This is a genomic window from Kitasatospora phosalacinea (assembly GCF_000716545.1).
GTDB lineage: Bacteria > Actinomycetota > Actinomycetes > Streptomycetales > Streptomycetaceae > Kitasatospora > Kitasatospora phosalacinea.
Map to the genome: position 1 here is coordinate 26,918 of NZ_JNWZ01000014.1, position 14,939 is coordinate 41,856.

16 protein-coding genes are annotated in these 14,939 nt (G+C 70.5%); 3 read left to right on the plus strand and 13 right to left on the minus strand.

Annotation, left to right across the window (positions count from 1 at the left end; genetic code table 11):
• Nucleotides 1-19: 19 nt before the first annotated feature.
• Nucleotides 20-1,015 (minus strand): hypothetical protein, encoded by a 996-nt coding sequence (locus OO48_RS08905; RefSeq protein WP_157845409.1) that lies wholly within the window; start codon nucleotides 1,013-1,015, stop codon nucleotides 20-22.
• A gap of 378 nt (nucleotides 1,016-1,393) precedes the next feature.
• Here OO48_RS08905 and OO48_RS08910 point away from each other — a divergent pair, with 378 nt between their 5' ends.
• From OO48_RS08910 to OO48_RS08920, 3 genes are read left to right on the plus strand one after another with little or no spacing between them, the layout of a single operon-like run.
• The gene (locus tag OO48_RS08910) at nucleotides 1,394-2,854 is read left to right on the plus strand and encodes a glycosyltransferase family 2 protein (protein ID WP_425338524.1); all 1,461 of its coding nucleotides are present in this window, start codon (nucleotides 1,394-1,396) and stop codon (nucleotides 2,852-2,854) included.
• Nucleotides 2,851-3,858 carry a glycoside hydrolase family 26 protein gene (locus OO48_RS08915; protein ID WP_033213971.1) on the plus strand — a complete coding sequence of 336 codons (1,008 nt, stop codon included), beginning with the start codon at nucleotides 2,851-2,853 and terminating at the stop codon, nucleotides 3,856-3,858. Before OO48_RS08910 ends, OO48_RS08915 begins: the two co-directional genes overlap by 4 nt.
• A complete protein-coding gene (locus OO48_RS08920; RefSeq protein ID WP_081952004.1) occupies nucleotides 3,858-5,564 on the plus strand; it encodes an ArnT family glycosyltransferase in 1,707 nt (568 codons plus the stop codon). The genes OO48_RS08915 and OO48_RS08920 overlap by 1 nt, the downstream gene beginning before the upstream one ends.
• 49 nt (nucleotides 5,565-5,613) lie before the next feature.
• Here OO48_RS08920 and glmM read toward each other — a convergent pair whose 3' ends face one another.
• The 12 genes from glmM to mscL form a co-directional block, all read right to left on the minus strand.
• Nucleotides 5,614-6,978 (minus strand): phosphoglucosamine mutase, encoded by a 1,365-nt coding sequence (gene glmM / locus OO48_RS08925; protein ID WP_033213972.1) that lies wholly within the window; start codon nucleotides 6,976-6,978, stop codon nucleotides 5,614-5,616.
• 136 nt (nucleotides 6,979-7,114) lie between these two features.
• A complete protein-coding gene (gene rpsI, locus OO48_RS08930; RefSeq protein WP_033213973.1) occupies nucleotides 7,115-7,621 on the minus strand; it encodes a 30S ribosomal protein S9 in 507 nt (168 codons plus the stop codon).
• 47 nt (nucleotides 7,622-7,668) lie between these two features.
• A complete protein-coding gene (gene rplM, locus OO48_RS08935; RefSeq protein WP_014136251.1) occupies nucleotides 7,669-8,112 on the minus strand; it encodes a 50S ribosomal protein L13 in 444 nt (147 codons plus the stop codon).
• Between the two features lie 237 nt (nucleotides 8,113-8,349).
• A complete protein-coding gene (locus tag OO48_RS08940) occupies nucleotides 8,350-10,008 on the minus strand; it encodes an ABC-F family ATP-binding cassette domain-containing protein (RefSeq protein ID WP_033213974.1) in 1,659 nt (552 codons plus the stop codon).
• 42 nt (nucleotides 10,009-10,050) lie between these two features.
• Nucleotides 10,051-10,941 carry a tRNA pseudouridine(38-40) synthase TruA gene (truA, locus tag OO48_RS08945; RefSeq protein WP_033214112.1) on the minus strand — a complete coding sequence of 297 codons (891 nt, stop codon included), beginning with the start codon at nucleotides 10,939-10,941 and terminating at the stop codon, nucleotides 10,051-10,053.
• 121 nt (nucleotides 10,942-11,062) lie between these two features.
• On the minus strand, nucleotides 11,063-11,563 hold the full coding sequence (gene rplQ, locus OO48_RS08950) for a 50S ribosomal protein L17 (protein WP_033213976.1): 501 nt from the start codon (nucleotides 11,561-11,563) through the stop codon (nucleotides 11,063-11,065).
• A gap of 126 nt (nucleotides 11,564-11,689) precedes the next feature.
• Nucleotides 11,690-12,712, minus strand: a complete 1,023-nt coding sequence (locus OO48_RS08955) for a DNA-directed RNA polymerase subunit alpha (RefSeq protein WP_030457404.1) — start codon at nucleotides 12,710-12,712, stop codon at nucleotides 11,690-11,692.
• Nucleotides 12,713-12,845: 133 nt separating this feature from the next.
• Entirely contained in the window at nucleotides 12,846-13,253 is a 408-nt protein-coding gene (rpsK, locus tag OO48_RS08960; protein WP_030232513.1) for a 30S ribosomal protein S11, read from the minus strand.
• A 72-nt stretch (nucleotides 13,254-13,325) separates the two neighbouring features.
• Nucleotides 13,326-13,706: a 30S ribosomal protein S13 gene (gene rpsM / locus OO48_RS08965; protein ID WP_033213983.1), complete on the minus strand. Its 381-nt coding sequence runs from the start codon at nucleotides 13,704-13,706 to the stop codon at nucleotides 13,326-13,328.
• Between the two features lie 177 nt (nucleotides 13,707-13,883).
• Nucleotides 13,884-13,997 carry a 50S ribosomal protein L36 gene (gene rpmJ, locus OO48_RS08970; RefSeq protein WP_003956441.1) on the minus strand — a complete coding sequence of 38 codons (114 nt, stop codon included), beginning with the start codon at nucleotides 13,995-13,997 and terminating at the stop codon, nucleotides 13,884-13,886.
• A 35-nt stretch (nucleotides 13,998-14,032) separates the two neighbouring features.
• The gene (gene infA / locus OO48_RS08975) at nucleotides 14,033-14,254 is read right to left on the minus strand and encodes a translation initiation factor IF-1 (protein WP_003956442.1); all 222 of its coding nucleotides are present in this window, start codon (nucleotides 14,252-14,254) and stop codon (nucleotides 14,033-14,035) included.
• 164 nt (nucleotides 14,255-14,418) lie between these two features.
• Nucleotides 14,419-14,853 carry a large conductance mechanosensitive channel protein MscL gene (mscL, locus tag OO48_RS08980; protein ID WP_033213984.1) on the minus strand — a complete coding sequence of 145 codons (435 nt, stop codon included), beginning with the start codon at nucleotides 14,851-14,853 and terminating at the stop codon, nucleotides 14,419-14,421.
• Between the last annotated feature and the right edge of the window lie 86 nt (nucleotides 14,854-14,939).

Here is a 14,939-nt window from a genome sequence, read left to right on the forward strand (position 1 = left end):
TTCCTCCCTCGGCCGGAGGTCAGGCCCCCTTGGTCAGCAACTGGTCGAAGTAGCCGTCGAGTTCCCTGCCGGAGCTCTGGGCGACCGGGTCCTGGTCGCCGGCGCCGCCGCCGATCGGACCCGCGACCGTGAACACCACGTAGCGGCCCTCGACCCGGTTGGTCAGCGCGCAGGGGACGTCGCGGCAGAACACGGCGACGTCGTCCTGTCCGAACAGCGCCTGGATCTGGCCCTTGACCCCGCTGCCCGCCTTCTTCGCGTCCGCCTCGTCCTTGAAGACCGCGACGCCCACCGTCACCGCCGTGTTGCCGGAGAAGTAGGTGGCCCGCATCAGCCGGTTGCAGTTGGCACCGCTGAGGACGTCGCCGAGGCCGCCGCCGGTTGCCTTCCAGCACGTGTCGGTGTTGCCGACGGTCTTGCGCACGTAGTTGTGCCCGGCGATGTTCAGCGACTGGTCGTTGAACAGCACGTCGGAGGTGACCGCCGGCGGCAGCGGCTTGGCCGGCGAGGCGCTGCCGGACGGCTTCGGGGAGCCGCTGGCCGCCGGGGAGCCGGTGGCCGGGGCGGACGGCGAGGCCGAGCCGGAGGCGACCGGGGCCGGGTCCTTGTCGTTCTGGTTCAGCAGGGCGACGGAGACGCCGCCCGCGGCGAGCAGCAGGACGCCGGCCCCGATGCCGACGGTGAGCAGCATCCGCTTGCGCCGCGCCTGCGCCTCGCGCTGGTCGGCCAGTTGCTGCCAGTCCGGCGCGGGCGGCGGCTGCAGCGGCGGGCCGGGCTGCACCGGCGGGACCGGCGACGGGCCGGGCGGGACCGGCGGGCCGGACTGCACCGGCGGCGGACCCGGATAGGAGTACTGTGTGGGCTGCTGCCACTGCTGGGGCTGGGGCTGCTGCGGGAACGGCGGCGCGCCCTGGACCGAAGGCTGGCCGGGCGCCTGCTGCGCGCCGCCATGGGGCTGCTGCGGCTGGCCGTCCGGAGTGTTCGGACTCTGCGGTACACCCATCCCATCGCTCATGTGCGTGAATGCTAGGGCATGTGCGCCCATTCGGTGATGCCGCCTCCACAGCAAACCGAAATGTCCGCTTTCTGAGGCCGCGTCACCGCCCACCGTAATGAAAGCGTCACTACCTCGCGCCGATCGGGCAAAAGCCGTCGGCTAGACTCTAGCGGCCGCCGGCTCACGTCGAACCGCCGCGCAGGCAGGCCGAATCGAGTCCGAAGCACGGCCACGACGGGGGCCATCTTGTCCAGCAGCATCGAATCGACGCGCCGCGACCGGCGCCGGGCAGCCGTCCCCGCGCAGCGCCGGCGGAGGCCCGGACCGGTTCCCCGGGTCGGGCTGCTGCCGCAGCCCCCGGACTACAGCGAGAAGTTCGCGTACACCAAGCGCCACCTGTGGGTGCTGACGCTCAGCTCGCTGATCAGCTTCGGCTGCCTCGCCTTCAGCCAGACCACCCTGCTGCTGGGCTCGCCCTGGCTGTGGTTCTACGCGCCGTTCCTGCTGTTCACCGTGGTCTACTACCTGATCTCGCTGCGGGTCACCGGCCTCAACGGCGACTTCGACCTCAAGGGCCACCGCCAACTGGTCCGCTCCTGGCGCCCGGCCGAGTACCCGACGGTCGACGTCTTCCTGCCGGTGTGCGGCGAGCCCATCGAGATCCTGCACAACACCTGGACGCACGTGCGGGAGATGGCCGACAGCTACCCCGGGCTGTGCATGCCCTACGTGCTCGACGACTCGGCCAGCCCCGAACTCGAAGCGATGGCCGCCGACTTCGGCTTCCGCTACGGCACCCGTCCGAACCGCGGCTGGTACAAGAAGGCCGGCAACCTGCACTTCGGGTTCGACAACTCCGACGGCGAGTTCATCCTCATCCTGGACGCCGACTTCACCCCGCGCGCCGACCTGCTGACCGAACTGCTCCCGCACCTGGCCGCCGACCCGAAGCTCGGCATCGTGCAGTCCCCGCAGTACTTCCGGGTGCTGGACTCGCAGAGCTGGGTCGAGCGCGGCGCCGGCGCCGTCCAGGAGCTGTTCTACCGCTCCGTGCAGGTCTCCCGGCAGGCCAGGGACGGCGCCATCTGCGTCGGCAGCTGCGCCGTCTACCGGCGGGCCGCGCTGGAGGAGAACGGCGGCACCACCCTGATCGAGCACTCCGAGGACGTGCACACCGGCTTCGACCTGCGCCGCCTGGGCTGGGGCCTGCGCTACGTCCCGCTGGCGCTGGCCACCGGCGTCTGCCCGGACACCGCCGGCGCCTTCTACAACCAGCAGTACCGCTGGTGCTCCGGCTCGATGAGCCTGCTCGGCAGCCGCAAGTTCTGGGACACCAAGCTCCGCTGGAGCAGCCGGCTGTGCTACATGTCGGGCTTCTTCTACTACATCCACACCGCGATCTTCATCTTCCTGTCGCCGGTGATCCCGCTCACCCTGCTGATCTGGCACCCGGAGATGTTCCTGGTCGAGCGGCTGTGGCTGGTGCTGCCCAGCCTGGTGTACACCACGATGATCTTCCCGCTCTGGCACCGCGTCCCGTACCGGCTGGAGGCCTGGTCCTGCCGGATGATGTACGGCTGGGCGCACTTCTTCGCGATCTGGGACATCCTGCGCCGCAAGCGGATGGCCTGGCAGCCCACCGGCTCCAGCACCGCCAAGAAGAACCGGACCCGCCGGCTCTGGGTCGGGCTGTCCGTGTGGGGCGGCGGCACCGCGCTGGCCTGGGTCGGCGTCGCCGTCTGGCGCATCCTCACCGGCTACCCGCCGGACTACGCCCTGGTGCTCGCCTCCGGGCTGTTCTACGCCCTGGTGGTCGGCCGCACCCTCATCCAGCCCCGAAGCGAGAAGGCCGCGTGAACCCGACCCGTCGAGCCAGAACCGCCTGCCTGATCCTGGCCGCGACGCTCGCCCTGCTGACCGGCTGCGACCGGCCCGGCTCCTCCTCCGGCGGCGACGCCTTCGGCGCCGGGAGCACCCAGGTCGCCTCCGCCGACCCCACCCGGGCCCCGGTCGACCTGACGCCGCTGCTGCAGCCGCAGAAGAAGTACCTGGGCGTCGCGCTGGACGGCGCCCCGGCCTCCTGGGACCCGGTGCAGAAGTACACCGAGATGGTCGGCAAGCAGCCCAACGTCATCGAGAACTACTCCGGCTGGGGCGACCAGTTCGACTCCACCGGCGTCCGGCTGACCTGGCAGAACGGCGCCCTGCCGTACATCGCCTGGGAGCCGCACGGGACGCCGCTGGCGGACATCGCCAAGGGCGGCTCGGACGCGTACGTCAAGGCGTTCGCCACCGCCGTGCAGAAGACCAACGTGCCGGTGGCGATCAGCTTCGCGCACGAGATGAACGGCCACTGGTACGACTGGGGCACCAAGACCAACAGCGCCGAGGACTTCGTGACGGCGTGGCGCCGGATCCACGACATCTTCCAGGACCGCGGCGCCTCCAACGTCATCTGGGTGTGGAGCCCGAACATCGTCAACCCGGTGCAGCAGATCCCGCTCCAGCCGTACTACCCGGGGGACGGCTACGTCGACTGGGTCGGCATGGTCGGCTACTGGACCGAGTGCTGCGACAGGGACTTCGAACAGCTCTACGGCCCGACCATGGATCAGGTCCGCAAGTTCAGCCCCAAGCCGTTCATCATCAGCGAGACCGCCGCCGAGCCCGGCAAGAAGGCGTCCTCGTTCGTCACCGAGCTGTTCACCGGTGTGGGGAAGCACCCGGACGTGCTCGGCTTCGTCTGGTTCAACATCAGCAAGCGCGCGGACTGGCGGCTGGAGAAGACGCCCAGTTCGCTCAAGGCGTTCAAGGAGCACGCCGCCGACCCGCAGTACGGCTTCGACCCGAGAAACCCCTGATGACGCAGCAGCGCGACGACACCCACCGCCCCGGGGCCCCGGCCGAGGAGGACCGCTACCACGAGGAGCGGGACTTCGGCTGGTTCACCGTCGAACCCCAGCCCCAGGAGCAGCCGCCGCCGGCCGCCAAGCCCGGATACACCCTCCCCGACGTCCCCGAGGTCGGCTGGGACCCGCTGCCCAGCGGCCGCCGCACCTGGGTCAGCCGCCTGGTGCTGCTCGTCGTCCTGGTCGTCCAGGCGCTGCTGACGCTCCGGCTGGGCAACAGCGCCTTCGAGGACGAGGCCCTGTACCTGTACGCCGGCCACCTCCAGCTGCACCACCTGCAGGGCGGCCCGCCGCTGCCGGACTCCTTCGCCTCGTACTTCTCCGGCTCGCCGCTGCTGTACCCGCCGCTGGCCGCCGCGGCCGACGCGTACTTCGGCCTGGCCGGCGCCCGCGCCCTGTCGCTGGCGTTCATGCTGGGCGCCACCGCGCTGCTGTACATGATGACCCGCCGGCTGTTCAACGAGCGGGTCGCCCTGGTCGCCGCGGCCTGCTTCGCGGTCACCCAGTCCACCCTCTTCATGGGCGCGCTGGCCACCTACGACGCGCTGGCGCTGTTCCTGCTCGCGCTCGCCGCCTGGCTCGCGGTGCGCACCGCCCGGCGCGGCTGGTGGCTGAGCACCCTGACGATCCCGCCGGTCCTGCTGCTGGCCGTCGCGGTCAAGTACGCCTCGCTGATGTACGCCCCGGTCGTGGTCGCGCTGGCCTGCCTGGCCGCCGTCCCGTACCACGCCTGGCGGTCGCTGCTGCGGCTGTTCCTGATCCCCGCCGTCGCGGTCGGCGGCGCCTACGCCGCGCTGCGGCTCACCGGCTCCGACGTGCTGAAGGGGCTGCGGTCCACCACCACCGGCCGGGCCGTCGGCCACGGCGTCCGGCTGGACATGCTCCGCGACTGCGCCGAGTGGGGCGGCCTGCTGTTCGCCCTCGCCCTGCTGGGCGCCGTCCTGTACGCCCTCAAGGGCCGGATGAGCGAGGCCCCGACCCTGCAGGCGGTCCGGGTGCCACGCAGGCTCTGGCGCGTCCTGATGGGCCTGCTGCTGACCGGCACCGCGCTGCTCGCCCCGGCCTACCAGATCTGGATCCACGAGAGCGTCTCGCTGCACAAGCACATCGGCTACGGCCTGCTCTTCGCCGCCCCGATGGCCGCCCTCGGCATCACCCGCGTGGTCGGCTCGCACTTCCGCCACCCGCAGCTCGGCATCCTCGCCTGGGTCACCATGCTGGTGCTCGGCATGGTGCAGTCCACCAGCCTCTACCACGCCTGGCCCAACTCCGACCAGCTGATCACCACGCTGAACCGGCAGCTGGTGCCCGACGGCCATTACCTGGTCGAGGCGAACTCGGTGCCCCGCTACTACCTGCGCCGGCAGGTCGACTTCGGGCAGTGGACGTCCACGTACACGATCACCTACCAGACCAAGGACAAGAAGGTGCTCACCGGCGAGGCGGGCTTCAAGGCCGCCCTCACCGACAGCTACTTCGACGTCGTGGTGCTCGACCGGACGGTCACCGGGGCCCTCGACGACAAGCTCACCAAGCAGCTGCGCAGCGAGGGCAAGTACCGGCTGCTGGTCAGCATCCCGTACCACAACAGCTACGGCAACGGCTTCTACCAGGTGTGGATCCCGGTGAAGAAGAACGCCCCGCAGCAGCAGCCGTAGGCGCCGCCGGGACGGGGGGAGGGCCCGGCCCTCCCCCGGCCGCCCGGGCTCAGCCCAGGTGCAGCCGCACCGCGTCGGCGAGCCGCTGGCAGACGTCCTGCGCCTGCTCGTGGCCGACCGCCTCGACCATCACCCGCACCAGCGGCTCGGTGCCGGACTTGCGCAGCAGCACCCGGCCGGTGGTGCCGAGCTCGGCCTCCGCCCCGGCGACCGCGGCCTGCAGCTCGGCGCAGGTCTCCACCCGGTCCTTGTCCACGTCCTTGACGTTGATCATCACCTGCGGGAGCCGGGTCATCACCGAGGCCAGGTCCGCCAGCGGCTGCTTGGTGGCGGCCAGCCGGGCGCCCAGCATCAGGCCGGTCAGGGTGCCGTCGCCGGTGGTCGCGTGGTCCAGCAGGATCACGTGCCCGGACTGCTCGCCGCCCAGCGCGTAGCCGTGCCGCTTCATCTCCTCCAGCACGTACCGGTCGCCGACCGCGGTGCGCACCAGTTCGATCCCCTCGCGCTCCATCGCCAGGGTGAAGCCCAGGTTCGACATCACGGTGGCCACCGCCGTGTTGCGGCGCAGCGTGCCGGCCTCCTTCATGCCGACCGCCAGGATCGCGATGATCTGGTCGCCGTCGACCTCGTTGCCCTCCGCGTCGGCGGCCAGGCAGCGGTCGGCGTCGCCGTCCAGGGCGACGCCCAGGTCGGCCCGGTGCTCCTTCATCGCGGCGCGCAGCTTCTCCAGGTGGGTGGAGCCGACGCCGTCGTTGATGTTCAGGCCGGTCGGCTCGGTGCCCAGGGTGTACACCACCTCGGCGCCGGCCCGGGCGAACGCCTCCGGGGCGACCCGGGCGGCCGCGCCGTGCGCGCCGTCGATGACCACCCGCACCCCGTCGAGCCGGTTCGGCAGCACCGCGACCAGGTGCGCCACGTACCGGTCGAAGCCCTCGCTGTACTGGCGGACCCGGCCGACCGCCGCGCCGGTGGGGCGCTTCCAGCTCTCGTCGCCGGCGCCGTAGCGGTGGTAGTGCGCCTCGATGGCGTCCTCCAGCGCGTCGTCCAGCTTGTGGCCGCCGCGGGCGAGGAACTTGATGCCGTTGTCCGGCATCGCGTTGTGGCTGGCGGAGAGCATCACGCCGAAGTCGGCGCCGAGGGCGCCGGTCAGGTACGCCACGGCGGGGGTGGGCAGCACGCCGACCCGCAGCACGTCCACGCCGGCGCTGGCCAGGCCGGCGATCACGGCGGCCTCCAGGAACTCTCCGGAGGCCCGCGGGTCGCGGCCGACCACGGCCACCGGCCGGTGCCCCTCGAACGCGTTGGCGTCGCCGAGCACATGGGCGGCGGCCACCGACAGGCCCAGCGCCAGCTCTGCGGTCAGGCCCTCGTTGGCCACCCCGCGCACCCCGTCCGTACCGAAGAGTCGTGCCATGTTCGCGTTCGTCCCGTCCTGTCGCGCGTGTGGTGGGCTCGTGTGTGCCGCCCCCGCGGACTGCGCACCGGTCCGGGAGGCACAACGCCCCGGAGCACTGGAGTGCTCCGGGGCGAGGATCGCATGAAGGGTGCGATTAGCGCTTGCTGTACTGCGGCGCCTTGCGGGCCTTCTTGAGACCGGCCTTCTTGCGCTCGACGGCGCGCGAGTCGCGGGTCAGGAAGCCGGCCTTCTTGAGCGGGCCGCGGTTGTTGTCCACGTCCGCCTCGTTCAGCGCACGGGCCACGCCGAGGCGCAGCGCGTAGGCCTGACCGGAGACGCCGCCGCCGGCGATGCGGGCGATGACGTCGTAACGGCCGTCCAGCTCGAGGAGCTTGAAGGGCTCGTTCACGGTCTGCTGGTGCACCTTGTTGGGGAAGTAGTTCTCCAGGGTGCGACCGTTGATCTTCCACTGGCCGGTGCCGGGGACGATGCGCACGCGGGCGATCGCCTCCTTGCGGCGGCCGAGGCCGGCGCCGGGGACGGCCTCGCCGAAGCGGCCGGCCAGCGACTCGGTGGTGTACTCGGTCTCGGTGGTGTACTCGTCGACGTTCTCGTCGTCGAAGTCGACCTCGAGGGTGCTCTCGATGGCAGTCTCGGCCACGGTGTTCCTCAGCTCTTCTACGTCAGTTGGGGTGTGGGTGGCCGGAATTACTGCGCGACCTGGGTGATCTCGAACGGCACCGGCTGCTGGGCAGCGTGCGGGTGCTGGTCGCCCGAGTACACCTTCAGCTTCGAGAGCATCTGACGGCCCAGGCTGTTCTTCGGGACCATGCCCTTGATGGCCTTCTCGACGGCCTTCTCGGGGTTGTTCGCGAGCAGGTCGTCGTAGCGGACCGAGCGGAGACCGCCCGGGAAGCCGCTGTGGCGGTAGGCCAGCTTCTGGGTCTTCTTGTTGCCCGAGAGGTGCACCTTGTCCGCGTTGATGATGATGACGAAGTCACCAGTGTCAACGTGCGGCGCGTAGATCGCCTTGTGCTTGCCCCGCAGGAGGTTGGCGGCCTGGGAGGCCAGGCGGCCGAGCACGACGTCGGTCGCGTCGATGACGTGCCACTGACGCTGGACGTCGCCGGGCTTGGGGCTGTACGTACGCACGGTCGTAGCCTTCGCTTTTCAGTGAGTGTGTCCTGACAGGAGCACCAAGGCCCGGGGCCTCCAGCCGATCCGCCCGGACGCAATTCGGGCAGCCGCTGGAGTTCGGCCTGTCGTCTCCGGCGTACCGACCTCTCACGTGAGATAGAGCGAGCCAATACGCACAACAGCGGCCAACGATACCGGGCCGGTGGCGCGGATTCCAAACCGGCCCGGCGCCGGGGGCACCGAACAGGCGGGTCAGCGGTCGCGGACGACCCGGGTCTCGTCCCAGACCGGCTCCGGGGACTCGTAGACCCGGCCGTCCGAGCCGAACACCAGGAAGCGGTCGAAGCTCCGGGCGAACCAGCGGTCGTGGGTGACGCACAGCACGGTGCCGTCGAACGCCTCCAGGCCCTGCTGCAGCGCCTCGGCGCTCTCCAGGTCCAGGTTGTCGGTCGGCTCGTCCAGCAGCAGCGCGGTGGAGCCGGACAGCTCCAGCTTGAGGATCATCAGCCGGGCCTGCTGCCCGCCGGAGAGCGACTCGAACTTCTGCTCCTCCTGCCGGTCCAGCTCGTAGCGGCGCAGCGCGGACATCGCCGCGCCGCGGGAGAGCGCGTGCTCCTCCTCGACGATCGAGCGCACCGTGCGGCCGAGCAGCTCCGGGTGGGCGTGGGTCTGCCGGAAGTGCCCCGGCACCACCCGGGCGCCGAGCTTCCACGTGCCGCCGTGCCGCACCGACCCGTCCCCGGCCAGCAGCCGCAGGAAGTGCGACTTGCCGGAGCCGTTGGAGCCCAGCACGGCGACCCGCTCGCCGTAGAAGACCTCCAGGTCGAAGGGCTTCATCAGCCCCGACAGCTCCAGGCCCTGCATGGTGAAGGCCCGCACGCCGGTGCGGCCGCCCTTGAGCCGCATGCTGATGGACTGCTCGCGCGGCGGCGCCTCGGGCGGCCCGGCGTCCTCGAACTTCTTCAGCCTGGTCTGCGCGGCGGCGTACCGGGAGGCCATCTCGTGGCTGACCGCGGCCGCCTGCCGGAGCGTGACCACCAGCTTCTTCAGCTTGGCGTGCTCCTCGTCCCAGCGGCGGCGCAGCTCCTCGAAGCGCTCGAAGCGGGCCTTGCGCGCCTCGTGGAAGGTGTCGAAGCCGCCGCCGTGCACCCAGACGCTGGAGCCGCTCGCGCCGGACTCCACCGCGATGATCTTCTCGGCGGTGCGGGAGAGCAGTTCGCGGTCGTGCGAGATGTACAGCACCGTCTTGCCGGTGGCCCGGATGGCCTCCTCCAGCCAGCGCTTGCCCGGCACGTCCAGGTAGTTGTCCGGCTCGTCGAGCAGCAGCACCTCGTCCGGGCCGCGCAGCAGCGCCTCCAGCACCAGCCGCTTCTGCTCGCCGCCGGAGAGGGTGTTCAGGCCGCGCCACTGGGCCCGGTCGAACGGCATGCCGAGGGCGGCCACCGTGCACACGTCCCAGTCGGCCTCGTACTCGTAGCCGCCGGCGTCCGACCAGTCGGACAGCGCCTGGGCGTACGCCATCTGCGACTTCTCGTCGTCCTGGGCGATCATCGCCAGCTCCGCGGCGTCCACCGCGCGGGCCGCGTCGGCGATCCGCCGGGGGGCGACGGAGACCAGCAGGTCGCGCACCGAGGCGTCGGCGGGCAGCGCGCCCGGGGCGTCCTCGGCGCTCTCCCGGCCGGTGGTGCCGACGAACTGGCGCATCACGCCCAGGCCGCCGGAGACCGTCACCGAGCCGCCGTGCGGCTGGACGTCGCCCGCGATCATGCGCAGCAACGTGGTCTTGCCCGCGCCGTTGGCGCCGACCAGCGCGACGGCCGCGCCCTCGCCGACCCGGAAGGACGCGTCGTCGAACAGCACCCGCCCGTCCGGCAGGTAGTACTCAAGGTGCGAAATCTCGACGTGTCCCATGCTTCGGAATTGTGCCAAGCCCCCACCCCGCGACAAAACGGATTAGCCGCCGGTCGCCGCCCCGGCGGCGGCCTCCCCCAGCGTCCTGAGCCGCCGCGAGACCCGGTTGCGCTCCGCGAGCAGTTCGTCGGCCGGGTAGCCGACCTCCTCCAGGGTCAGCCCGTGCGGCCGGATCACGTTGACCGCCGAGTTGCGCACCCCGCCGGCCAGCACCTCGCCCGGGAACTCCACCGGCCGGTGCCCGTCGCCGACCAGCAGCATCGCCCCGACCAGCGCGCGCACCATGTTGTGGCAGAAGGCGTCCGCCCGCACCGTGGCCACCGCCAGCGAGCCCTCCTGGGCCGCGTACGGGTCGATCGGCACCCGGTCCCAGCGCAGCTCCAGCAGGGTGCGGATGGTGGTGGCGCCCTCGCGCTTCTTGCAGTACGCCGCGAAGTCGTGCTCGCCGACCAGCAGCGCCGCCGCCTCGTTCATCCTCTCCAGGTCCAGCGGCCGGTCGTGCCACAGCACGTGCCCGCGCAGCAGCGGGTCGACCCCGCCCGGGTGGTCGGCCACCCGGTACGCGTAGCGGCGCCAGATCGCGGCGAAGCGGGCGTCGAAGCCGTGCGGCGCCTCGGAGACCCGGTACACCCGGACGTCGGCGGGCAGCCGCCCGGCCAGGCGGCGCAGCAGCTTCGCGCCGTGCTGGGCCCACAGCGCGTCCGGCAGGTCGACGTGCACCACCTGGCCGCGGGCGTGCACCCCGGCGTCGGTGCGGCCGGCCACGGTCAGCGGGAAGTTCTCCTCGCTGCGCAGCACGATCCGCAGCGCGTCCTCCAACTCGCCCTGCACGGTGCGCCGTTCGCGCTGCCGGGCCCAGCCGGAGAACTCGGCGCCGTGGTAGGCCAGGTCCAGCCTGATCCGGGTGTGCCCGTCCGCCGGGCCGTCCTTCACCGGCGGCAGCTCCGCGCAGTCGTTCACCACTCCAACTCCCCTGTCCCGTAGCTGAGATGCGAACGGGCCCGCTCCCCCGGCGAGCGGGAGAACGGGCCCGGACGAAGACCTACGACGAAGCTCAGGCCTCGGTGGTCTCGGCGGCCTCGTCGGCCTTGGTCTCCTCGGCCTCAGCGGCCTTGGTCTCGGCGGCCTTGGTCTCGGCCTCCTTGACGGAGCGCTTGGTGGCGGCCTCGGCCTCGGCGACGGTCGCCTTGGTGGCGATCTCGCCCTCGACCAACTCGATCACGGCCATCGGCGCGTTGTCGCCGCGGCGGCCGCCGATCTTGGTGATGCGGGTGTAGCCGCCGGGGCGGTTCTCGAACCGCGGGGCGATCTCGGTGAAGAGGGTGTGCAGCACCGACACGTCGGTGATGGTCTTGCGCACCAGGCGACGGTTGTGGATGTCGCCCTTCTTCGCCTTGGTGATCAGCTTCTCCGCCAGCGGGCGCAGGCGGCGGGCCTTGGCCTCGGTGGTGGTGATGCGGCCGTACTGGAACAGCTCGCGGGCCAGGCCGGCCAGCAGCAGCGGCTCGTGGGACGGGCCGCCGCCGAGACGGGCACCCTTGGTGGGACGGGGCATGTTCAGCTCCTCGAATCTCCGACTACGGCCGTACCAGGTACCGCAGCGGGCGTGCGGACACCGCGTCCGCACGACTTCTCACGCCACCGGGGGCGGTCCGGCGAGGACCGCCCCCGGTGTCGAAACTCAGTACTGCTCGGTCTCCGCGTAGCCCTGGTCGTCCAGGTCGTCGGCGCCGAAGGCGTCGGCGGCGGCGGTCGGGTCGAACCCGGGCGGGCTGTCCTTGAGGGCCAGGCCCATGCCGGCCAGCTTCGCCTTGACCTCGTCGATCGACTTCGCACCGAAGTTGCGGATGTCGAGCAGGTCGGCCTCCGAGCGGGCGACGAGCTCACCCACGGTGTGGATGCCCTCGCGCTTGAGGCAGTTGTAGGAGCGGACGGTGAGCTCCAGCTCCTCGATCGGCAGCGCCAGGTCCGCGGCCAGGGCTGCGTCCGTCGGGGACGGGCCCATGTCGATGCCCTCGGCGTCGACGTTCAGCTCGCGGGCCAGGCCGAACAGCTCGACCAGGGTCTTGCCGGCCGACGCCATCGCGTCGCGCGGACGCATGGCCGGCTTGGTCTCGACGTCGACGATCAGCTTGTCGAAGTCGGTGCGCTGCTCGACACGGGTCGCCTCGACCTTGTAGGTGACCTTGAGCACCGGGCTGTAGATGGAGTCGACCGGGATGCGGCCGATCTCCTGGCCCGACGCCTTGTTCTGCACGGCGGAGACGTAGCCGCGACCGCGCTCGACGGTCAGCTCCATCTCCAGCTTGCCCTTGCCGTTCAGCGTGGCGAGGACCAGCTCGGGGTTGTGCACCTCGACACCGGCCGGGGGCGCGATGTCGGCGGCGGTGACCACACCCGGGCCCTGCTTGCGCAGGTACATCACGACCGGCTCGTCGTGCTCCGAGGAGACGACCAGCTGCTTGATGTTCAGGATGAGGTCGGTGACGTCCTCCTTGACGCCCGGCACGGTGGTGAACTCGTGCAGGACGCCGTCGATCCGGATGCTGGTGACGGCGGCACCGGGGATCGAGGAGAGGAGCGTGCGGCGGAGCGAGTTGCCGAGGGTGTAGCCGAAGCCCGGCTCGAGCGGCTCGATCACGAACCGCGAGCGGAACTCGTCGACGACCTCTTCGGTCAGCGACGGACGCTGAGCGATCAGCATGTTCTGGATCCTCCAGTTGTCTTCGGCACCCACTATTTGATGCCGATAGAACTCAAGCGTACGGGGTCCCGCAGAGAACGGGACCCCGTACCAGGTTTAAAACACCGGCCGCCTGGTGAACCCAGGCGTCGCGTCAGACGCGGCGGCGCTTCGGCGGACGGCAGCCGTTGTGCGGGGTAGGGGTGACGTCCTGGATCGAGCCGACCTCCAGGCCGGTGGCCTGGAGCGAGCGGATCGCGGTCTCACGGCCGGAGCCCGGACCCTTGACGAAGACGTCGACCTTGCGCATGCCGTGCTCCTGCGCGCGACGGGCAGCGGCCTCGGCGGCCATCTGCGCGGCGAACGGGGTCGACTTGCGCGAGCCCTTGAAACCGACGTGACCGGCGGAGGCCCAGGAGATCACGTTGCCCGCGGGGTCGGTGATCGAAACGATGGTGTTGTTGAACGTGCTCTTGATGTGAGCGTGCCCGTGGGCGACGTTCTTCTTCTCCTTGCGGCGGATCTTCTTCGCGCCGGCAGCCTGACGACCCTTGGGGGGCATAAGTCTGTTCTCCTACTGAGGTGGTCGGTCCGCTATCCCGCGGGCCGGAGGGATGTCCGGTGACGGGACGGACTACTTCTTGCCCGGCTTCTTCTTGCCGGCGATCGCGCGACGCGGGCCCTTGCGGGTACGCGCGTTGGTGTGGGTGCGCTGGCCGCGGACGGGCAGGCCGCGGCGGTGGCGCAGGCCCTCGTAGCAGCCGATCTCGACCTTGCGGCGGATGTCGGCGGCGACCTGGCGGCGGAGGTCACCCTCGACCTCGAAGTTCGCGTCGACGAACTTCTGCAGCTTGACGAGGTCGTCCTCGGTGATGTCGCGCACGCGGATGTCGCCGCTCACACCGGTCTCGGCCAGCGCCTGCTGGGCGCGGGTCTTGCCGATGCCGTACACGTAGGTGAGGGCGATCTCGATCCGCTTCTCGCGGGGGAGATCAACGCCGGAAAGGCGTGCCATTCAAGGCTCCTGTGTTTCTTCTCAGAGGTCTGACGCGCCGCCTACTCGCTGTCTCTCGACAGGGAGCCCCGGCCTCTGACCGGGGGTGGCAGTCCGTCCGGACGGACGGATCGGGCGGCCCGCTTGTGACGTTGGTGCGCGTCGCGCGAAGGTACTACGAGAAATGCGGGGGGTGGATCAGCCCTGGCGCTGCTTGTGGCGCAGGTTGTCGCAGATCACCATGACCCGGCCGTGGCGGCGGATCACCTTGCACTTGTCGCAGATCTTCTTGACGCTCGGCTTGACCTTCATGATTCAGGTTCTCCGGGGTCTAGATCTGGCGGTTGTTACTTGTAGCGGTAGACGATCCGGCCGCGGGTCAGGTCGTAGGGGCTGAGCTCCACCACGACCCGGTCATCCGGGAGGATGCGGATGTAGTGCATGCGCATCTTGCCGCTGATGTGTGCGAGGACCTTGTGACCGTTCTGCAGCTCGACCTTGAACATCGCGTTCGGAAGAGACTCGATCACGGTGCCCTCGATCTCAATGGCGCCTTGCTTCTTAGCCATGAACTGCGAGATCCACCCTTCGGGTCCGGCTACCGTATGCGGAACGCTCGTGCGAACCAGGCTTCACCTCGGTCCGAGGGGTTCCCCTGGACGGAGGGCGTGCGGGAACACGCTACGAGAGAGCCGACGCACCATCGTAAACCAAGCACCGCACTGGAGCGAAATCAGCGCTTCACGGCGACCTGGACCGGGATGACCGGCTGCACCACGGCGGTGCACGCCGAGCAGCGGCGGGCGGCCTCCGGGATCTCGGTCAGGCACTCGGGGCAGGGGCGCTTGGGCACCGCGGGCTTCTTCGGCAGGTAGCGGGCGGTGGCCTTGGAGACCGGCAGCACCACGCAGAAGTACAGCACCGCGGCGGTCAGCACGAACGCGATCAGCACGTTCAGGAACTGGCCGTACGGGAAGGTGACGCCGGCCACCGAGAAGGTGTAGGCGCTGAAGTCGCCGGCCGCGCCGACCACCACGCCGACCACGGGGGTGAGGAAGGCGGTGACGAAGCCGGTGACCACGCCGGTGAACGCGGCACCGATGACCACGCCTACGGCCATGTCGATGACGTTGCCGCGCATCATGAAGTCGCGGAAGCCCTTGAGCACTGTCTCTCCCCTGGGGTTGCTGCGGGTGTCAGCTGACGAAAATAGGACAAGGGGCCCGGAGGTCCAAACCCCCGGGCCCCGATCCG

Excerpts from the sequence above, each read along its gene's own strand:
- infA (WP_003956442.1), bottom strand. The coding sequence starts at position 14,254 with ATGGCTAAGAAGCAAGGCGCCATTGAGATCGAGGGCACCGTGATCGAG.
- OO48_RS08920 (WP_081952004.1), top strand. The coding sequence starts at position 3,858 with ATGACGCAGCAGCGCGACGACACCCACCGCCCCGGGGCCCCGGCCGAG.
- rpmJ (WP_003956441.1), bottom strand. The coding sequence starts at position 13,997 with ATGAAGGTCAAGCCGAGCGTCAAGAAGATCTGCGACAAGTGCAAGGTG.
- OO48_RS08940 (WP_033213974.1), bottom strand. The coding sequence starts at position 10,008 with ATGGGACACGTCGAGATTTCGCACCTTGAGTACTACCTGCCGGACGGG.
- rplQ (WP_033213976.1), bottom strand. The coding sequence starts at position 11,563 with ATGCCCCGTCCCACCAAGGGTGCCCGTCTCGGCGGCGGCCCGTCCCAC.
- OO48_RS08955 (WP_030457404.1), bottom strand. The coding sequence starts at position 12,712 with ATGCTGATCGCTCAGCGTCCGTCGCTGACCGAAGAGGTCGTCGACGAG.
- OO48_RS08905 (WP_157845409.1), bottom strand. The coding sequence starts at position 1,015 with ATGAGCGATGGGATGGGTGTACCGCAGAGTCCGAACACTCCGGACGGC.
- rpsM (WP_033213983.1), bottom strand. The coding sequence starts at position 13,706 with ATGGCACGCCTTTCCGGCGTTGATCTCCCCCGCGAGAAGCGGATCGAG.
- glmM (WP_033213972.1), bottom strand. The coding sequence starts at position 6,978 with ATGGCACGACTCTTCGGTACGGACGGGGTGCGCGGGGTGGCCAACGAG.
- rpsK (WP_030232513.1), bottom strand. The coding sequence starts at position 13,253 with ATGCCCCCCAAGGGTCGTCAGGCTGCCGGCGCGAAGAAGATCCGCCGC.